At 34.6% G+C, this 15,211-nt stretch carries 14 protein-coding genes and 2 pseudogenes; 6 read left to right on the forward strand and 10 right to left on the reverse strand.

The window, feature by feature from the left end; translation table 11 throughout:
• Positions 1 to 564: 564 nt before the first annotated feature.
• The 3 genes from AN957_RS23335 to AN957_RS23345 form a co-directional block, all read right to left on the reverse strand.
• Positions 565 to 1,509 carry an LCP family glycopolymer transferase gene (locus tag AN957_RS23335; RefSeq protein ID WP_056686326.1) on the reverse strand — a complete coding sequence of 315 codons (945 nt, stop codon included), beginning with the start codon at positions 1,507 to 1,509 and terminating at the stop codon, positions 565 to 567.
• Positions 1,510 to 1,693: 184 nt separating this feature from the next.
• Positions 1,694 to 2,422, reverse strand: coding sequence for an SGNH/GDSL hydrolase family protein (locus AN957_RS23340; RefSeq protein ID WP_056686329.1), 729 nt, complete (start codon positions 2,420 to 2,422; stop codon positions 1,694 to 1,696).
• A gap of 71 nt (positions 2,423 to 2,493) precedes the next feature.
• On the reverse strand, positions 2,494 to 3,117 hold the full coding sequence (locus tag AN957_RS23345) for an SGNH/GDSL hydrolase family protein (RefSeq protein ID WP_056686332.1): 624 nt from the start codon (positions 3,115 to 3,117) through the stop codon (positions 2,494 to 2,496).
• 288 nt (positions 3,118 to 3,405) lie between these two features.
• Between AN957_RS23345 and AN957_RS27460 the strand changes: the two are divergent.
• A pseudogene (locus AN957_RS27460) lies at positions 3,406 to 3,720 on the forward strand (transposase); the annotation flags it as partial.
• Between the two features lie 152 nt (positions 3,721 to 3,872).
• Here the strand turns inward: AN957_RS27460 and AN957_RS23355 are convergent.
• The 5 genes from AN957_RS23355 to AN957_RS23375 all read right to left on the reverse strand — a co-directional run bounded on the left by AN957_RS23355 (position 3,873) and on the right by AN957_RS23375 (position 8,846).
• Positions 3,873 to 4,895, reverse strand: coding sequence for a Gfo/Idh/MocA family protein (locus AN957_RS23355; protein ID WP_056686335.1), 1,023 nt, complete (start codon positions 4,893 to 4,895; stop codon positions 3,873 to 3,875).
• 179 nt (positions 4,896 to 5,074) lie between these two features.
• Positions 5,075 to 5,635 carry a hypothetical protein gene (locus tag AN957_RS23360; protein WP_053477666.1) on the reverse strand — a complete coding sequence of 187 codons (561 nt, stop codon included), beginning with the start codon at positions 5,633 to 5,635 and terminating at the stop codon, positions 5,075 to 5,077.
• A gap of 267 nt (positions 5,636 to 5,902) precedes the next feature.
• On the reverse strand, positions 5,903 to 6,580 hold the full coding sequence (locus AN957_RS23365; protein WP_056686338.1) for a hypothetical protein: 678 nt from the start codon (positions 6,578 to 6,580) through the stop codon (positions 5,903 to 5,905).
• Between the two features lie 886 nt (positions 6,581 to 7,466).
• Positions 7,467 to 8,246 (reverse strand): aminoglycoside adenylyltransferase domain-containing protein, encoded by a 780-nt coding sequence (locus AN957_RS23370; protein ID WP_056686340.1) that lies wholly within the window; start codon positions 8,244 to 8,246, stop codon positions 7,467 to 7,469.
• A gap of 15 nt (positions 8,247 to 8,261) precedes the next feature.
• Complete coding sequence (locus tag AN957_RS23375; RefSeq protein WP_053477663.1) at positions 8,262 to 8,846, reverse strand: TetR/AcrR family transcriptional regulator; 585 nt, start codon at positions 8,844 to 8,846, stop codon at positions 8,262 to 8,264.
• A 237-nt stretch (positions 8,847 to 9,083) separates the two neighbouring features.
• On the opposite strand from AN957_RS23375, the pseudogene AN957_RS27465 reads away from it, so the two are divergent.
• Positions 9,084 to 10,427: pseudogene (locus tag AN957_RS27465) on the forward strand (IS3 family transposase).
• A gap of 109 nt (positions 10,428 to 10,536) precedes the next feature.
• Here the strand turns inward: AN957_RS27465 and AN957_RS23390 are convergent.
• Both AN957_RS23390 and AN957_RS23395 read right to left on the reverse strand, forming a co-directional pair.
• Complete coding sequence (locus tag AN957_RS23390; protein ID WP_056686346.1) at positions 10,537 to 11,127, reverse strand: histidine phosphatase family protein; 591 nt, start codon at positions 11,125 to 11,127, stop codon at positions 10,537 to 10,539.
• Between the two features lie 327 nt (positions 11,128 to 11,454).
• Positions 11,455 to 11,775 (reverse strand): hypothetical protein, encoded by a 321-nt coding sequence (locus AN957_RS23395; protein ID WP_053477660.1) that lies wholly within the window; start codon positions 11,773 to 11,775, stop codon positions 11,455 to 11,457.
• Positions 11,776 to 12,595: 820 nt separating this feature from the next.
• On the opposite strand from AN957_RS23395, the gene AN957_RS23400 reads away from it, so the two are divergent.
• Genes AN957_RS23400 through AN957_RS23415 form a run of 4 tightly spaced genes read left to right on the forward strand, consistent with a single transcriptional unit; the run spans position 12,596 to position 14,953 of the window.
• Positions 12,596 to 13,030, forward strand: a complete 435-nt coding sequence (locus AN957_RS23400) for a LytTR family DNA-binding domain-containing protein (RefSeq protein ID WP_053477659.1) — start codon at positions 12,596 to 12,598, stop codon at positions 13,028 to 13,030.
• Between the two features lie 10 nt (positions 13,031 to 13,040).
• Positions 13,041 to 13,505 (forward strand): DUF3021 domain-containing protein, encoded by a 465-nt coding sequence (locus AN957_RS23405; RefSeq protein WP_056687291.1) that lies wholly within the window; start codon positions 13,041 to 13,043, stop codon positions 13,503 to 13,505.
• Positions 13,506 to 14,231, forward strand: a complete 726-nt coding sequence (locus AN957_RS23410; protein WP_053477657.1) for an ABC transporter ATP-binding protein — start codon at positions 13,506 to 13,508, stop codon at positions 14,229 to 14,231. It begins immediately after the preceding gene.
• Entirely contained in the window at positions 14,228 to 14,953 is a 726-nt protein-coding gene (locus AN957_RS23415; protein WP_053477656.1) for an ABC transporter permease, read from the forward strand. Before AN957_RS23410 ends, AN957_RS23415 begins: the two co-directional genes overlap by 4 nt.
• Positions 14,954 to 15,211 lie beyond the last annotated feature (258 nt).

The following is a 15,211-nucleotide window of genomic DNA, read 5'->3' on the forward strand; positions in this document are numbered from 1 at the left end:
AATCAAACTTTATAATAGATTATCAATCTTCATTTTAAATAATTAATCTTTTTTCAAAGCTAGCTAGCATTTATTCATGTTGTAATAGGGGGAATATCTTTTTGAATTTCTTTGATTGTAAATTATCTCAAAATAAAAAAATGGTAATAGGCACTAAATAAATTTAAAACTCTCGTGACATTTTAAAGCATAGGTTTGTCACTTATACTTTTAAAGCAAAAGCATGTCACAGTGACATTTTTATGGTTCAAGTCACAATGTGACGTACACTATAACTTTTCCATTGAATAAAGCATAAGCTTTCCACGCTAGAGCCACATGACTTCAAGATGATCACAAAGCATATTTTCAGCTTCGTTTTCGTTTATATTTTTATTAAATCGAGTAAATCATCTATATTTAAATATTTTTTAGAAAACTTATGCTTTATTTTTATGTAATAGGAATCTTTATCCTTTATTTGATTTTTAACAGTATATATTAATTTAAATACGTATTATTAAAACATATACCCTAATGATGAAACAATTCCTTTAAATGCCCCTTTTACTTCATCTCACCGTATTATGTCTGCGTTTTGTTAGCAGAATCCTCTATTGGTAGTTTCAATTGTTCACGAAGTTCGCTCGATAATTGCGTTCTCGTTTCTTCACTCACAATATAATACCATATATTACCAACCTTTCCTCCTTCACCCGGAATTTCTATTTCTTTAATATTCTTAGCAGCACTTTTATGAGAGCGATGAATAGCAATCATTTGATCCAGTGTTAAGTTCGTTTGAACATTTTTTTCTAGTGCTTTTAATATCTTTTTATAGTTAGCTAATGAATTTAATCGTGACCCTTCATGTATGATTTGGTCAATAACCTCACGTTGCCGCTGCTGTCGACCAAAATCACCGCGAGGATCCTCTTTTCTCATCCGTGCATATTTAAGGGCGACGTCCCCATTTATATGTTGTTTTCCTTTTGGTATATGAACACCTTCAAGGGTAAAAGCAAATGGATTATTCACTGTGACACCGCCAACCGCGTCTACAATATCCTTAAACCCTTCCATATTTACCTTAACGTAATAATTGATTGGAATATTCAAAAACTGTTCTATCGTTTGGACAGTTTCTTCAATTCCGCCATACGCATATGCCGCATTGATTTTATTATAGGAGTTCTTGGATGAAATGAATGCTCTTGTATCACGAGGGATACTCACCATCGTAGATGTTTCTGTCTTTGGATTAACTGTTATGACAATCATAGAATCTGAACGCCCAATATCACCAGGTCGTTCATCTATACCTAACAGTAGGATTGATATTGGATCCTGTGAAGCAAATGAAAGTTGTTTTGAATCGATATCCAGTGGTTTATACATATTGTTTACTGATTTTGCAGTGGTACGATAAATGCTGTAACCAAATAAACCACTAATGATTAGCAATAAGACCATTCCAAACAAGATAGCCCTTTTCCATTTAATTTTGCTCTTCCTTCTTATTCTTCCCATATATATCCTCTTTCTTATCAGTAATAGCTAAACGATTGCATTATTTTTGACACTACCTTTTTAAAGCTAATTCTTCCTATTATGATAGGAACGTCTTTAGTTGTTTAAAGGTCCATTTACTTGCTAGAAGTTCCCTTCATAAATAAAAACAAATTTTTATATTCATTCAAGATAGCATTAATTTTTACCGACTCGCCTCTTTCACAGCTTCCGCAATAATCGAAGCGTAATATTTGGCACCATTAGGTTGCAGATGCACCCCGTCTTGAGTGAAGTAATCATCCTTTCCTTCACTGGCTGAATACCAATCTACTACAGTCGTATTGCTAAACTCTTTAGCCACCTCTGTAATACCCTTATTAACGGTATCCTGCCAATCTTTAGGAACTCGAGTATTTACTAAAAAAATCTGCTCTGCTCCGCTAAGTGAATGCAACAAATTACGCAACTTTTCCTTATTGAATAGCCCATTGGTTCCGAGCTCAATGATGATTCGATCCCCCAGTTTCCCCTGTGCTTTTAGTTCATCAATAACATCCTGCGCATGTGTCATCTGACGACCTACCTTGCCGTCGATTACAATGCCCGGTAGCATGTTCTCCAGATAAGAGGACACACCCAGGATGACTGAATCTCCAATCGCGGTAATCCCTTTTCCTGATTGGGTATCTTCAACCATAGAAGATGGTTTAGTCTGTTCTTTTACTTTTACTTTTTGGTTAGATGCTTCTTCTGTCAGTGTTGGTTTAGTCTGTTCTTTAAATTTTTCTTTTTGTTCATCTACTTCTTCTTTCATTAGTGGTATATTTGGAACTGATGTAACATCTTGCTCTTGCTGTATTAGGTAATAAACCGTAATGCCGAAAACGGCAAGTACTATGATGGCTATAATCGTTTTCCCCCTTAGTGACATTCCTCTTCTTCCTTTCACTTATTTATAGTTATGGATTTCATTTATTTTACGATCTCTGTTTCGAAAATTTTTCACAGACTTTTCCCTTTTACGGCTTCCGCAATAATTGAGGCGTAATACTTGGCTCCCTCCGACTTCAAATGCGCTCCATCTTGAGTAAAGAAATAGTCCTTTCCTTCACTGGCTGAATGCCAATCTATTACAGTCGTATTGCTAAACTCTTTTGCAACCTCTGTAATATCCTCATTAACGGTATCTTGCCATTCTCTTGGAACGCGTGTATTCACTAAGAAAATTTGTTCGGCATTACTGAGCGAATATAGTAAATTACGCAACTGCTTCGTATTGAAGGATCCATTGGTTCCGAGTTCAATGATGATTCGGTCACCTAATCTCCCCTCTTCTTTGAGCCGATCAATAACACCCTGTGCATGTATCATCTGACGGCCAACCTCGCCGTCGATAACAACCCCCGGAAGTATGTTCTCTAGATAAGAAGCCGCACCCAGTATGACGGAATCCCCAATCACGGTAATTCCCTTTCCCAATTGAGTATCTTCATCTATGGAAGATGGTTGATTCTGTTCATTAACTTTTTCTGTTTGATCATCGGTACCTTCATTTAGTCCTAATTTATCCAGTGCAGCTTTATCTACTTTCTCCTGCTGCATATAGTGCAATGTCTCTTCTGCCACCGGAGATTCCTCTTCAGAATTGGTAAGCGAGATTCTGAATACGATCAAAATGAGAAAGACAAGAAGTATGCTCACCAGAAAAACAGGACGGGTGTAACTTCGGTAAGTTGGGTTTCTTCGTCCACGTCGGAACATAGTCTTATATCCGCTGCGCCTGAATGGCTCTTCTATATACTTATAAGATAAAGCTGCAAAGATAAAGCTCACTGCTAACTGCAGAAGGATAGCAGAATTAGCAAAGTCTGATCCTAAAATAAAGTTTACATCTCTTGCACATCTATTAAACAAGCAAGCACTGGAATAGATCCTAGTGTTTACTCTTCTGGAAGGTTTACAGCGACCAACAATCGCATAACTAAAAGAGGATCCAGAAGGTTAAGGCAAGCATTATATATGGCTGTGTACTGTGGAATTCGAGATGCACGTAAACAAAAGAAGAGCGATACCGTTATACCTCGAAACAAAAGATTAAGAGAGTTTTACGATAAAAAACGCGATGAAGGTAAATCCTATAGAGTAGCAATAATTGCTTGTGCTAATAAGCTTTTACACTTGATTTATGCACTATTAAAGAACAAAACTACTTTCCAAGAGTTAACTTAAAAACTATATTTAACAACATAAAACAAAACCTTCCAATAATGAAATTAGGAAGGCTATTTGGCATACTCATCTTTAGTATATCATCTAATTTTTCATTTTTTTATTGAAAAATGTTGACAACTATTAGCTGGTTTTGTGGAATAAGGAAATCATTAATTTGCTAAAACTTTATCTAGAATAACTTGATTTTTATGCCCGTCCACGATTGTAGGAAGATCTTGATCCAACTTTTCGAAAGCCATATATTCATAAACTTTTTCTAAAAATGGATAAAAGGCTGGAAAATAAGCAATTGCCTCTCCTGATAATTGGTGAGCTGGTATTTCTGGTTTTATAACATTTATTTCATTTAATTTTTCGTTTGTTTTTCCAAAATAAAGTTCTTGATCATTATGTAAGGCTACTGTTCCTAAACTTCCGAAAACTCTTAAATTTGCTCCAAATGAGTGATTAATTCCTGATATTAATTGAATGGAAAAAGTGGAGTTACCTTTCATTTTACCGTGTATAAAGAAAGCATCATCTGCTTCTCTATGTTCGCCTACAGCTTGTGGAACGTGCGTATATACAAAACCACTCAAATCTTCTATTTCGTCCTTTACTAACCAACTCAAACAATCAATCATATGTGTTCCTAATGCCCCTAACATTCCTCCAAACTTCTGTTTTTCTCCCAACCAACCTAATTTATTATTTTGGAGATATTGGTATCGAGGGGATGAAATATGATATTCAAAGTGAATAACTTTACCAATATGGTTTTTCTCAATTATTTCTTTTACTTTCTGACGAATAGGTAAGTATCTCCATTCAAAATCAATTAAAATCTTAACATTATTTTCCGTGGCAAGATTTAGTAACTCTCTTGATTCGTTACTATTCATAGTAAATGGCTTTTCACACACAATATTTATTCCCTTTTTTATTGCATATTTAACTATTTCATAATGATGTATTGGCATAGAACTCACAAATAAAATATCCATCTTCTCTTTATTTAACATTTGAGCCCAGTCTAGATAATGTTTTGGGGGGGGTTCCCAACTTAATATTTCATTTGGCAATTGATGCCGGTTCATTGTACAAACAGCCGACACGTCCATAGAAGGATGGACTTTGATTATAGGTGCTTGAATTCTTAAGCCGAAACCACCTCCTATAATGCCTACTCTCATACTTTCATCTCCTTTTTTACTCCTTGTTTAAAACTATTTCGATATTTTAATAAGAAGTCCTGCTTATTCAAGAAAATGGCCCTTTAATAAAAAGCTCTGTTAAATAATATTGTTGATATAAGCTAGTATAAATTGAGGACCTCAATCAAGGTCCTTGATTTTGTTCTTATTTAAGCTAATTAAATATCGCTGTTCTCCAAATCAAGCGAGTAGGCTTCTGATATAAAGTGTGTAATTTTTTTAGGGGAGTTGTATTTGTCATTCTTACTAAATATAGTGAGTCCAACCTCGTGTACATCAATAAATGTATCGACCTTTTCAAAATCTAGATTTTTAAATTCAATAGGTTTATCCCAGTTTCTTGTTGGGACTAAATTCCCTTCAGAAAGTCCTTGTCCAAAGAAAATAAACACGCTCAATCCATTTAAAACTAAATCAACCGTACTACTACAAATCACTTCTAGTGTGTCAACCGAATCAATTTTGATAATAATACCGTCCGAAGCAAACTTATAGTAAGGGATATTCCTTTCCAAAATAATCTTTTCAATATGTTCAAAAATCACAGATTCCAGCACAAAGAATACAGGAAAGCTGAACATATTTTGAACCAATGTATAAAGAAAGTCCGTATCTATGTCTCTAATTCCGACATCCATTGATTTAAACATATCTTTTGGAAGGGCAAAATCGTCTTTTATACTATCGTCTGAGAATTGAACAAAATATTGTTTTTTCAATTTCTCACCTCCTACTTAGGTTATTTTTAACATTTCTCTAAAATTCACCCGTCCCCATAAGGCAAGTTATAACTTATCCAACTGACCTCCCGTTGTTCAATAAGGGGTTTACGATGGGCAATTAGTGTTAATGGAAGTTTTGCGCAGCTTTTAAACAGTTAAAAAAACGTCTCAAAACCAGTGATATCAATGGTTTGAGACGTTTTATATTCAACATTCATTTTCATCATTACAGGAATGCTGCTTCGTTACTTCAATAAGGATAAATTATAATACCAATGATTTCTTGTCCATTTCGATCTTATTAACAATGGAAGAAATTAATGTATCCAAAGGATTAATTATAGACTTAGATGTCATATACTCAACTTCCTTGGAAGCATCAACCATTGATAATTGAGCGACGGAGATAATCTTATCTTCTTTAATAATTGTATTCAATAACTTAGAAATTTCTTGATTATATTCTTGTTTTAGACCTTGCATTATCAATTCAAAAGTATTATTAATGACAATTACCTCTATATCTAGAGATTTTTGATGTTTGTAAGCATATTGATTGAGTCTCTCCATAGTCCCATTAACTGTTGCAGGATTTGTAAATAGGATTATCTGGGGTTGCTCTATATTACAGATATATTCAAAGTAGGGTTCATCAATTTTGATAATAGGCACTGATATTGAGAGTTGTTCTTCCTGTAAAATTGCTATATAGTTTGTGCAAGTAATGAGAATAGCATCAACATTACTTTGGGCGATCCACTCTATTTGCTCCTTAACTTTATTTTGAGCATCAGCTTCTTTGAAGTTCTCATCAGTTGTCACTCGAACCATTAATGCGGGGTCAACAAAATGTATTAATTCAATGTCATATGGGGAGAGTGCGTTTTCGATATACTCAATATTTGAATAATGTGCGTGTAGGCATCCTATTATTTTCTTCAAATTTTATTCCACCTCTAATATATTTCTGATTATTCTATCAATATAAATATGGAATGTCTATGAAATAAGGATAAAGCCCCTTTGCTGCTTCTTTCACTAGTCGAGTAGAAGAGAACCGAGCTTGCGCAATTAACGCACACGGCTCCTCCTAGTTACCATTCACAGATATAGCTAATCTTTTAGGTTCAGATATTGCTAATTCTGCTATCCTTACTAGTCTTGTTTCCATTGTTATTCCTACCTCTGAGTGTAGTTAATGTGTCCCCAGTAAGGGTGATAACTGGTAGCTAGCCTTTCCTCCATCGGCATTACCCAACTTCATTGGTACTACGCTGCTATCCGACTCCCTATATCGGCGTTTGGTTTCCTTACTTTGTATCGCTTGTACACCATACTCTTCTAACAAGAAAAGACCGATAGGGTCTCCCGAGTTGCCGTATCATATCAATGTGTAACGTGCCAAGGTCTCTGACTCCAGAGAGGTTTAATCCGTCTAGCCTTTGACGAAGGATTAAATGTAGCTTTCTGCTGCAGGTAAAGCATCAGCCCTCTCGGTTTACTAAAGTTTATGGAGCTCCATCCCTTCAACCATTTGGCTTTCGGCCCGCTACCTAACTGTCTACGCTTAAAGACTAGAGTTACCTTTAGTCCTCCAAGACTCGCTACGAGCGAATGGCTAGTTCTTAATCGGCGGGAATCCCACCCGCTATATGATACGACCTAGGCTCGGCCGCACACCTGACTCTTTTCTACAATAAGAAAGATCTCCGAAGCGATCCCTACACAAGCTTGATTTTCACTTATTACAGGAATGCTGGCCCTTTAGTTAAAGCAGCAGGATTAATGAAATTGCCTTTTGTGAAAAAAAGCGGGATCAATTCCATATTTATCTAGATAAAAAAGCTTGATTACAATACTCTCTTAAAGAATTTATAAAATGGATCGTTGCATTCTTTCGTTCCCATCGATTTTTATAATTGGACTTGGCTTGAACTCTCCCTCTAATTCTAAGTGCCTCATGAAGAATGTCAGAATACCTTAAATCAAAGTCCTTGATCACTTCTGCACAGGCCAGTTCCTTTGATGTAATCTTTCCTGTTTTCAATGTATAGTACACTCGACATAAGGTTAATACAATGAACTCAATCCAAAAATCGAATAAAAACAAATAGCTTCGGGAAGCTTTACTCGCTATATAGTAGTTAAGATTGTACTCCATCTCCTGCATAACATCCTTCCAATCTATATTTGAGTAATAAGTAGAAAAATTCGGACCGTAAACAGCATATGAATCATGGACAAGCTGATAAACCGCAATTTTCATAAGCTTTCTTTTTCCCTTACACTTTGTACCCTCAAAAAACGGGAAAGATTTATGTAACTGTAATTGATTCTGCTCATCCAAAGATAAGTACTCACATTCAAACTTTTTGACCAATGGACTTTTAGCTTTAACCTCCTTATGAAGGTGCGATAGTTTTATTAACCCTTCGCCTGTCAATTCCCGACTAAAAACTGTAACAAAATCAATATCACTGCTTTCAGGATGAAAGGCACCTATAACAGTTGAGCCATATAAATAGACTCCAAGAACTTGATTTGGAAACATTTCGTTCAACCTGCTACTATATAGCGTCATTACTTTCTTGACTTCGTTATGGATCATGTTTCTTTAACTCCTTTATGTTTCAATTAGCTTAACTCCTTGTTTTACAATCCCTTCCCATAATGGATATTTTTCAGGCTCAAGCATAATCATCGTAAATCCACTTAGGAAAGATAAATAAGCCCACGTTTTATTACGAAGTTCTTGTTCGGTTTCATTTAATCTAGAGCGCTTCTTCAACAATCCAGTCATTCTCTCCACAAACTCATAAGTGATGGAAACTGCTTCTTGCTCTAACTCTGGAAACCTACCAGATTGGGAAAACAGATATTGTAAAATTCGTAGGTTTGATGGATCTTCACGATATTGCCTCACGTGATGCCTCACCATCTGCTCTAATTGTTCTGACAGTTCTAAACTCTCTGGTAAATAAAGTTGTCCTTTTCTGGTCTCCTGAAATGCTTCTTTAACGGTATACTCAAACAAGTCCTTCTTGTTAGGAAAATACAGTAAAATCGTAGCAGGATTAATACCTATTGCCTGCCCTATACTAGAAAGAGTAGTCTTAGAAAACCCCTCTCTTGGAAATTGCCTTTTTGCTTCTTTTAATATGACATTTCGCTTCTCTAGTCGCTGTTGATTGTTGACTGTTCTTGCCATTCATCATCCCTCACAATACATTAAATAAATAAACATTTATTTATTTAATGTAAATGAATTACATATGAAAGTAAATACTTTTTAATGTAGCTTTGCAATAAAATTTGATTAAAAGAATGCTGCAAACGTTGATTTACGTTATAAAAACCCCACCGTTTTGAAAAAAAGATTGTTCTAAACGTGAACTGCACCCCGATTGTTAGACATCATCTAACAATTGGAGGTGTAGTTTTTTTTATGACTAAATATTCTGCCGAAGAAAAATTACAAGCAGTTAAGCGCTACTTAAATGGGAATGAAAGTTTTAATAAAATAGCCAAATCTCTAGGGACTGATCATAAAGCAATCATTAAATGGGTTAAACAATATGAATACAATGGGGTTAATGCTTTTATTAATCCATGTACAAATTACACCTCACAGTTTAAACTAAATGTACTTAATTTTATGATTGAAAATGGTACATCCTTAAACGAGACGGCAGCGATTTTTAAAATACCTGCCCCTTCAACAAATAGTGTTTGGAGAAAGCAATATGAATCTCAAGGATTAGATGCCCTTCAATCAAGGAAAAAGGGGCGTCCATCCATGAAAAATGAATTCAATAAACTATCAAAACAAGCACCAGTTGAAGGCTATACTGAAGCGCTGGAAGCACGTATTAAACAATTGGAAATGGAAAATGAGTATTTAAAAAAGTTGAGTACCTTAGTTCAAAACAAGGAAAAATCACCAAACAAGACAAAGCGCAAGTAGTCTATGAATTAAGGCATAAATATCCGGTGAAAGCACTCGTAAAGCTCGCTTGCATTCCACGTAGCACTTATTATGATTTAGTGAAACGTTTGAATCGTCCAGATAAAGATGCCGATCTAAAAGTGGAAATAAAGGCAATTTATGAAGAACATGAAGGGCGTTATGGCTATCGCCGTGTTTGTGATGAGCTTGCGAATCGTGGAAAAAGAGTGAATCACAAGAAGGTTCAACGTATTATGAAAGAATTGGGGTTAAAGTGTATCATACGTATGAAAAAATACAAACCTTATAAAGGTTCAGTTGGTAAAATTGCGCCGAATATTTTAGACCGTAATTTTACGGCAGATGCTCCAAATGAAAAGTGGGTAACAGACATTACAGAATTTAAATTATTCGGTGAGAAACTTTATCTATCGCCTGTTTTAGATTTATTTAATGGGGAAATAATTACGTACACAATTGGTTCTAGACCAACCTTTCCCTTGTTTCAAATATGTTAGAACATTTGCCTGAGAACCACCAGCTACTTCTGCATTTTGATCAAGGCTGGCATTTTATCAAATGAAGCAATATCGCCACACACTTGAATCGAGAGGGATCATCCAGAGTATGTCTCGTAAAGGAAACTGTTACGACAACTCTGTAATGGAGAATTTCTTTGGTATTATGAAATCTGAGTTCCTCTACTTGAGAGAATTTGAAAGTGTAGAGCATTTTAAAATAGAATTAGAAAAATACATCGATTACTATAATACAAAGCGAATAAAGGCAAAATTTAAAATGAGTCCGGTGCAATACCGAACTCATTTTACCCAAGCTGCCTAATGAAATAACCGTGTCTAACTTTTAGGGCTCACTTCAAAGGTGGGGTTTTATTGATTTAATATCGTATTTTTTATAAAAAAGATTGAACAAAATTTTTAACAAAGTTATCCTATATATTCTCTAAATGATTCGTATCATTTATAAAGTGAATTACCTTTTCCTTATCAGTAAGTTCAATTAAACTAATTCCTGTATCTCCGATTTTAAAATAATAATCCATGTTGATTGGCATTTGGAAAAAAGCACGTAATATATTATTAATTACCCCGCCATGAGCAACAATCGCAATTCGTTCATATTTATTTTCTGTCACAATCTTAGAAAATATCGTTTCAATCCTCATTCGAAATTCTATGAATGATTCTCCATTTTCAAAACGAACATGAAAAAATTTTGGCTCTGGATACTTTTTCGCTTCTTCAAAGGATAATCCAGCTTGTACACCATTATTAAATTCCATTAATTCTTCTTCCAATTGCACTGGGCACCCAATAGTTTCTCCTAACTTTTCAGCGGTTTCGCGTGCTCTTTTTAACGTACTTGCCCATATAAAATCTGGTGGGAAATTATTTTTTACTTTTTGTGCTAAACTTCCCACTTGCCTTCTACCTCTTTCCGTTAATTCAAAATCAGCTCTTCCTTCATGTACGTTTAAAATATCTGCTTCCGATTCTCCGTGTCGAATTAATAGTATTTGCATGTCTTTTCCCCCTTATATCTTTTAAATCCAAATTGAACTTATCTTTAGCAAACTTTATTTTAAATTTACTAAAATGGGCTTTCTTAAAATCTTATATTAATCTTATTGGTTAAAGAAATATCCATATTTGACACAGCCTCTTTTCGCTATTTTACCATGTAATCTTACATTTCTATAGATATTCCTTATTCAACTAACCTGCACCGTTAGCTTAAGTGTATTTCTTCACAATCTCCAATTCTAAGGGTTTTTTATTTTATCTAAATATTAAAATTTGGTATTTGTTGACGAATTTAATTTTCAATTATTTTACACTGCGTTACCAACCTATTTTAATACGTTCAAAATTAAAGGGGATACTTGAATTAGTACATAACCTAATCCAGCATTTTGAATTATGGTCCATGCTCTTTCCGCACTTCCAAACATAAATAGAAAACATGCATCTACAATTACCAAACTAGCAACAGAGAAGGCTAGTGCAACTAATATATCCACTACCGGATCCAACACATGTGCTAATGGTGATAGTGTATGTTGCCCCATCCATTCTTTCGCTGTGGCTAGTACCACCTCTGTAGTAGCTGTGAATGGTGGCTCTGCCATAATCACTGGTACTGCGATAGATGTACTAATTCTTCTAACCAATTTACCAACCTTTTTCTGTTTCCTTCTATATTATATTGTTCCTAGCCATGAAATCCTTAATCGACATCGTCTGTACATTCATTTTAAGTCCTTCTGAAAAAAGACAATAAAGTTATTTAATTTTAAAAGTTTAACAAGCATAACCACGTATTAAATTTAGGATGGGGGTTATATATAGTTGTTTAATTTTTGATCTAAGATACTTCACTATACTAAAAAATATAACAATAGAGTCATTTAATAACCTATGTTTTATTCAACTAAAGCACCAATAGTTGAATAAGAATAGCGAAATTTATCCCTTTGGGAAGCCTTATTTAATAGGTTCTTTTTCATCTTTTCACCAGTATCCTCATTTTTTTCATAATATAATCTAACTCCCTCTAATGCTCTTATATAATAATAAGTGTAATTTCTTTCTTCGTTGAAAATGTTTTCTATGCTTTTTTCTCGAAGTCCTTCATTACTTCTGGGTAATATATATTAATTTGAACATGACTCAGTCAAATGGTATTGAGATAATTGATACTAAAGATTTTATCTAAACTCTAGCAATCGATTTGGAAATAGTACGGGGAAAAGGTGAAAAGAGACCCTGGGAAAGCTTCTCATTAGATCAGTGAACTTTTGAGAAGCCTTCTTTTTGTTGCATGTAGATAGACACCAATCAATGTATCTTTTACGATATATTAATATTTAATAGATTTTGTTAAATTTTTTAGTATAAGAAATAACCGTTTGTCACTCTATATTGACCGAATGTCTTAAATCTATTTACTGTCTAGAAAAAGCATTTTACAGTAGGGAAAGGATATTAATTATGGAAATAGAAGTGAAAATTGATTCAGCCTATAAAGAACCTAAAGTCATTATTATCACCGATAAAATAACCGATGAAGTGAAAAGCGTGATGAAAAAGATATCAAAAAACCAAAAACTAACGGTGTTTTCTGAGGAAGAAGCAATCATTGTTGAAGCGGATGAGATCATTCGAATTTACTCGGAAAACAAAAAGGTCTATGTACAAACAAATCATGATACATATTCCATTCGTATGCGACTGTATGAGTTGGAAGAAAAATTAGCATTGAACCAATTTATTCGGATTTCCCAATCGGAACTAATTAATCGTAATCAGATTGTTAGTTTGGATATTAGCCTTACCGGAACAATAGGTGTTTTGCTGAAGAGCGATATTAAAACATTCGCATCTCGTCGGTATGTATCAAAAATTAAAAAACAGTTGGGGATTTGAGGTGGAAGAGATGGTAAAAAGGCTTCTAGGTAGAGTATGTATAGGTTTTATTATTGGTGTCTTTTTGGGACAAATCACACAGATTATCATTTCCTTATTTTTAGGAAAAGGTGCGTTTATACCTGTATCAGATGAATTCAGTGAGTTATTTGATACGGAGTTGACAGCTGTATTAACACAATTTATTTTAACAGGGTTCATTGGTGTTGCACTAGCCCTAGGTTCGTTCATTTTTAACATAGACCATTGGGGATTAATGAAACAGTATATGACCCATTTTTTTACAACAGGTGCAGTGTGGCTAACTGTTGTTATACTGTGCTGGACACCACAGACTCCTATGAGCTGGTTCATTTTACTAGCTAATTTTGTAGGAGTTTACGTCATAACGTACTGGATTCAACTATCAATCTCAAGAAAGGATATTGAACGAATTAATGCAATTCTAAAAAGTAAGGAGATAGGAGGAAGATAAATGTCTATAGAATTAAAAAATCTAAAGAAGGCATACAAAGATAAAATGGTTGTGGACCATTTATCTTTGGAAATAGATAATGGTGAATTTTTTGCTTTGCTTGGGTCAAATGGTGCCGGAAAAACAACAACTATTAAAATGCTATCGTGTATGCTAATCCCCACTGAAGGAGATGCTTTTTTATTGGGAGATAGTATTATTACCTCACCTGAAGCCGTCAAGCAAAATATAAATGTGTCACCACAGGAAACCGCAGTAGCACCGAACCTAACAGTGCGGGAAAACCTAGAATTCATTGCAAGGATTTATGGTAGTGGAAAAGAAAAAGCAAGAAAGATGTCGCATGAGATGATGATGGAATTTAGTTTATTGGATAAGGCTAAAACTAAAGCAAAAACATTGTCAGGAGGCTGGCAGCGCAGATTAAGTATTGCGATGGCGCTTATTTCCAAACCTAAGATTTTATTTTTAGATGAGCCAACACTTGGGTTAGATGTTCGTGCACGCCGTGAGCTTTGGAAAGTGTTAGAGACTCTAAAAGGGAAGGTTACTGTAGTGTTGACAACCCACTACTTGGATGAGGCAGAAGCTTTAGCGGATCGCATCGGTATTATGCACCAAGGGAGATTGCAAGCATTAGGCACTGCAAGTGAATTAAAAAAACAACATAGTATGAAAAGTTTGGAAGATATTTTCTTAATTTTAACAGAGGAGGGAGTTAAATGAGGTTTTTAGCATTTGCATCGAGAAATCAAAAGGAAATAATACGTGATCCATTAACCATATTGTTTGGAATCGGACTACCTGTCGTCGTTATGTGGTTATTCACGATTATGCAACAAAATATGCCAATGGAGCTATATAAAATTGAAAATCTCACTCCTGGTGTCATTGTGTTTAGTTTTGCATTTTTGACTTTATTTTCAGGTATGCTAATTGGAAAAGACAAGGGAAGCTCATTTTTAATGCGGATATTTGTTTCGCCATTAAGACCTTCTGACTATATTATTGGTTATACAATCCCACTAATTTTAATTGCTATGATGCAAATAGTAGTTTGTTTTATTACGGCGTATTTCTTAGATTTAAAGTTTGATTGGAATGTGATAGTAGCTATAGCAGTACTTTTAGTTAATGCGCTTCTTTATTTAGGGTTTGGATTAATGCTCGGAACATTTTTTACTGATAAACAGGTAGGTGGCATATTCGCTTTGTTTGTTAATATCGCAACATGGTTAAGTGGTACATGGTTCACATTAGACATGATTGGTGGAGTATTTGAGAATGTTGCGAGTGTACTTCCATTTGTTCATGCTGTGGAAGTAACAAGATTGGCTCTACAGGGGGATTACGGTGAGATGTTGGTTCCTTTAATATGGGTAGTTGGATATACAGTGGTTTTATATGTGATTGCGATTGGTGCGTTTAGGAAGAAAATGAGGTATTAAGGGGAAACTTAGTGTGTGAAATGGAATATTAGAAAGCGAAGATTAAAATAATAGGTATAGGTGACTCTGGTATGACTTCTCATTAGTTCGCTGAACTTGAGAAGCCTCTTTTTTGTAGTTAAGAAAAATCTATGTCTTCTTCAACTAAACTCCCTCAATAAACAAACAATTATCTCTTGTATTCGCCATTTTTCTTAATATTCCTATACAACTTGTTAAAGATAATAGTTTTGATGAGTATGAAAAGAAAACAAATAT

The sequence above is a fragment of the Cytobacillus solani genome (assembly GCF_001420595.1).
Lineage (GTDB): Bacteria > Bacillota > Bacilli > Bacillales > Cytobacillaceae > Cytobacillus > Cytobacillus solani.

Coding starts and splice junctions, on each gene's coding strand:
- AN957_RS23375 (WP_053477663.1), bottom strand. CDS start 8,846: ATGGCAAGAACAGTCAACAATCAACAGCGACTAGAGAAGCGAAATGTC.
- AN957_RS23370 (WP_056686340.1), bottom strand. CDS start 8,246: ATGATCCATAACGAAGTCAAGAAAGTAATGACGCTATATAGTAGCAGG.
- AN957_RS23400 (WP_053477659.1), top strand. CDS start 12,596: ATGGAAATAGAAGTGAAAATTGATTCAGCCTATAAAGAACCTAAAGTC.
- AN957_RS23390 (WP_056686346.1), bottom strand. CDS start 11,127: ATGCAAATACTATTAATTCGACACGGAGAATCGGAAGCAGATATTTTA.
- AN957_RS23335 (WP_056686326.1), bottom strand. CDS start 1,509: ATGGGAAGAATAAGAAGGAAGAGCAAAATTAAATGGAAAAGGGCTATC.
- AN957_RS23410 (WP_053477657.1), top strand. CDS start 13,506: ATGTCTATAGAATTAAAAAATCTAAAGAAGGCATACAAAGATAAAATG.
- AN957_RS23415 (WP_053477656.1), top strand. CDS start 14,228: ATGAGGTTTTTAGCATTTGCATCGAGAAATCAAAAGGAAATAATACGT.
- AN957_RS23355 (WP_056686335.1), bottom strand. CDS start 4,895: ATGAGAGTAGGCATTATAGGAGGTGGTTTCGGCTTAAGAATTCAAGCA.
- AN957_RS23340 (WP_056686329.1), bottom strand. CDS start 2,422: ATGTCACTAAGGGGGAAAACGATTATAGCCATCATAGTACTTGCCGTT.
- AN957_RS23405 (WP_056687291.1), top strand. CDS start 13,041: ATGGTAAAAAGGCTTCTAGGTAGAGTATGTATAGGTTTTATTATTGGT.